Source organism: Zavarzinia sp. (genome assembly GCF_049306435.1).
Lineage (GTDB): Bacteria > Pseudomonadota > Alphaproteobacteria > Zavarziniales > Zavarziniaceae > Zavarzinia.
The window spans coordinates 1-3,184 of sequence record NZ_JBAQRT010000152.1 but is presented as its reverse complement, the minus strand read 5'-3'; the positions used below and the strand labels follow the sequence as shown (position 1 = coordinate 3,184).

The 3,184-nt window shown below is 69.1% G+C and carries 5 protein-coding genes; 3 read left to right on the top strand and 2 right to left on the bottom strand.

Annotation, left to right across the window (positions count from 1 at the left end; all coding sequences use genetic code 11):
* A partial coding sequence (locus WAZ62_RS08480) for a Sua5/YciO/YrdC/YwlC family protein (RefSeq protein ID WP_422643087.1) occupies positions 1-1,180 on the bottom strand: 1,180 nt, incomplete at its 3' end.
* A 401-nt stretch (positions 1,181-1,581) separates the two neighbouring features.
* Between WAZ62_RS08480 and rpsF the strand changes: the two genes are divergently transcribed.
* The 3 genes from rpsF to rplI are packed head-to-tail and all read left to right on the top strand — an operon-like array spanning position 1,582 to position 2,837.
* Positions 1,582-2,001, top strand: coding sequence for a 30S ribosomal protein S6 (gene rpsF / locus WAZ62_RS08475; protein WP_422643086.1), 420 nt, complete (start codon positions 1,582-1,584; stop codon positions 1,999-2,001).
* Entirely contained in the window at positions 1,998-2,267 is a 270-nt protein-coding gene (rpsR, locus tag WAZ62_RS08470; RefSeq protein ID WP_109905486.1) for a 30S ribosomal protein S18, read from the top strand. The genes rpsF and rpsR overlap by 4 nt, the downstream gene beginning before the upstream one ends.
* A gap of 12 nt (positions 2,268-2,279) precedes the next feature.
* Entirely contained in the window at positions 2,280-2,837 is a 558-nt protein-coding gene (gene rplI / locus WAZ62_RS08465; protein ID WP_422643085.1) for a 50S ribosomal protein L9, read from the top strand.
* 96 nt (positions 2,838-2,933) lie between these two features.
* On the opposite strand, the gene WAZ62_RS08460 is transcribed toward rplI, so the two are convergent.
* On the bottom strand, positions 2,934-3,184 hold a 251-nt coding region (locus tag WAZ62_RS08460), incomplete at its 5' end, for a nicotinate-nucleotide--dimethylbenzimidazole phosphoribosyltransferase (RefSeq protein ID WP_422643084.1).

Sequence of the window (3,184 nt, the reverse complement as noted above, 5' to 3'; positions counted from 1 at the left end):
GCGCATGGCCGCGCGCCCGGCGCAGCAGGCGCGGCACGCCCCCGACCACCCGGACCACGGAATCGTCGATCCGGCTGCTGATCGCCCGGTCGTGCACCAGGGCATAGGAGGCGATGCCGGTCAGGCGCTCGTGCAGCGCCGCCTCGTCGGTCACCTGCGGCTCGCTCGACAGATTGCCGCTGGTCATCACCAGGGGCCGGTCCATGCGCCGCAGGATCAGGTGATGCAGCGGCGTCGTCGGCAGCATGAAGCCCAACTGGTCGAGGCCCGGCGCCACCGCGTCCGGCAGGCGCAGGGGACCGGTCGCGCGCAGCAGAACGATGGGCCCGGCGGGGGAGCGCAGCAACTCTTCCTCGAGCGGGCCGACCTCGGCATGAAGGCGGATGATGCCGATATCCCGCGCCATCAGGGCGAAGGGCTTGGCGTTGCGGCGCTTCCGCTCCCGCAGGGCGGCGACGACGGGGCCTCGGGTCGCGTCGCAGGCCAGGTGATAGCCGCCGAGGCCCTTGATCGCGACGATCTCGCCCCGCAGCAGCAGGCGGCAGGCCGCCGCCACCGCATCCTCGTCCGGCGGAAGGTCGGAGGGCAGCGGCCGTCCGTCGAGCCGGATCAGCCGCATCCGGGGACCGCAGAGCGGGCAGGCGATGGGCTCGGCGTGAAAGCGCCGGTCGGCCGGGTCCTCGTATTCCGCGAGGCAGGCCGGGCAAAGCGCGAAGGGCGCCATGGTCGTGCGCGCCCGGTCATAGGGAATGCCGCGCACGATGGAAAAGCGCGGCCCGCAATGGGTGCAATTGGTGAAGGGATAGCGGAAGCGCCGGGCCGACGGGTCCGACACTTCGGCGATACAGGCGGCGCAGGTGACCGCGTCGGGCGCCACATCCGTATGGGCACCGCCCTGCCGGCTTTCGATCACCCGGAAGTCGCGGGCCGGCAGAGGCGCGATCGCCGCCGCCTCGATCCCGTCGATCCGGGCCAGCGGCGGCGGCGCGGCGCGCAGGCGGTCGATCAGCGCGTCGATGGCGGCCGGATCGCCGGTCACCCGGATCAGCACCCCCTCGCCGTCGTTCAGCACATCGCCGGTCAGGCCGAGGTCCCGGGCAAGGCGCCAGACCGTCGGCCGGAAGCCCACGCCCTGCACCCGGCCGCGCACCCGGATCGCCATGCCGCGCGCATCACTCATGTCATGCCCCGAAGCCCGAGCCGCCCGGCCATGCCTGATCCTCCCGTCTTTTCGTCGCGGCGTCGACGCGCCGCTTGTCATGCCGATGAGACCAGCAAGTCACATGCCACTGTGGCATCATGGCGATCGGCAGCGCAAATCACCGGAAACCGGCGACGCGATCCCGCCGGGCCGATGGCTTTCCGGCTCCCGCGCCTGCAAGCCGGCTTTGCAGTGGAAAGAAGACTTCCACTCGCCGGCCAGGGGAGCGCCCGCCGGCGCCCCTTGCCCCCTGTCAGCAAATGTGTATAGTGCCGCGCTTCCATCGCTCCTTGCCGGCAGGGTGCCGGCTAGGCCCGTCTTGTTGTCCGGGGATATTCCCCCAACGCCGGGCCGCGAACAGCCAGAAGGAGAAGCGTGGCATGGCACTTTACGAGCATGTCTTCATTGCTCGTCAGGACGTTTCGAGCGCACAGGTCGAAACCCTGATCGAAGACCTCACCAAGATCATCGCCGACAACGGCGGCTCGATCGTCAAGACCGAATACTGGGGCCTGCGCAACCTCGCGTATCGCATCCAGAAGAACCGCAAGGGCCATTACGTGCTCTTCCACATCGACGCCCCGCACCCCGCGGTCGCCGAGATGGAGCGCAACCTGCGCCTCAACGAAGACATCATCCGCGTGCTCACGCTCCGCAAGGAAGAGCTGCCGGAAGGCCCGTCGATCATGATGCAGGTCAAGGCCGCGCGCGAAGAGCGTGCCCGCCGCGAGGCGACCGAAGGCCGCCGTCGCGACCGTGACGGCTATGGCGACCGCGATGAATTCGGAGCAGAAGCATGAGCGAGCGTAATTCCCAGGGCGGCGGTGCCGCCGGCGGCGCTGCCCGCCGTCCGTTCTTCCGTCGTCGCAAGTCGTGCCCCTTCTCGGGCCCGAACGCGCCGAAGATCGACTACATGGACGTCAAGCTGCTGCAGCGCTTCATTTCCGAGCGCGGCAAGATCGTCCCGTCGCGCATCACCGCGGTTTCGGCCAAGAAGCAGCGCGAACTGGCCCAGGCGGTCAAGCGCGCCCGCCATCTGGCCCTGCTGCCCTATATCGTGAAGTAAGGAGGCGTTCAGATGGAAATCGTACTCCTCCAGCGCGTCGAGAAGCTCGGCCAGATGGGCGATGTCGTTCGCGTTCGCGACGGCTTTGCCCGCAACTTCCTGCTGCCGCAGAAGAAGGCCCTGCGCGCGACCAAGGAAAACCTGGCCCGTTTCGAGCGCGAGCGCGTCCACCTCGAAGCCCATAACCTCGAACTCCGCAAGGAAGCCGAGGCCGTGGCGGTGAAGATGGACAATATCTCGGTCGTCATCGTCCGCCAGGCGGGCGATACCGGCCAGCTCTACGGTTCGGTCAACAACCGCGACGTCGCCGCCGCGATCATCGAGGCCGGCTACACCGTCGACCGCCGTCAGGTCCAGCTCGGCCAGCCGATCAAGACCCTGGGCGTGACCCCCGTCCGTGTCATCCTGCACCCGGAAGTCTCGGTCACGGTCAACATCAACATCGCCCGTTCGGCCGCCGACGCCGCCGTCCAGGCCTCGACCGGCGAAGTCGTGTTCGAGACCGAGGACGAGTCGGTCGTCAACGACGAAGACCTGCTGCCGACCCCGGAAAACGACGACGACTTCTAAGTCTGTCGGCCCCGGCCGTCCGTCGAGGAAAAGCCCGGCACGAGCGATCGTGCCGGGCTTTTTCATGTCCGCCCCGGGAAATTCCGTCTCGGAAAATCAGGCCGCGCCGTCGACCCCCGCCTCGGCGAAACTGGCCATTTCGCCATGGGTCCGGGCGGCCGCCCGCAGGATACTGGCGGCGACGGCCGCGCCCGACGCCTCGCCCAGCCGCATCCCGAGATCGAGCAGCGGCACGAGGGCCAGCCGCTCCAGCAACTGGCGATGGGCCGGCTCGGCCGAGCAATGGCCGGCGACTGCATGGGCCAGCCCGCCTTCCCGCAGCAGGGCGAGGGCGGCGACCGCCGCCG

Excerpts from the sequence above, each read along its gene's own strand:
- rpsF (WP_422643086.1), top strand. The coding sequence starts at position 1,582 with ATGGCACTTTACGAGCATGTCTTCATTGCTCGTCAGGACGTTTCGAGC.
- rpsR (WP_109905486.1), top strand. The coding sequence starts at position 1,998 with ATGAGCGAGCGTAATTCCCAGGGCGGCGGTGCCGCCGGCGGCGCTGCC.
- rplI (WP_422643085.1), top strand. The coding sequence starts at position 2,280 with ATGGAAATCGTACTCCTCCAGCGCGTCGAGAAGCTCGGCCAGATGGGC.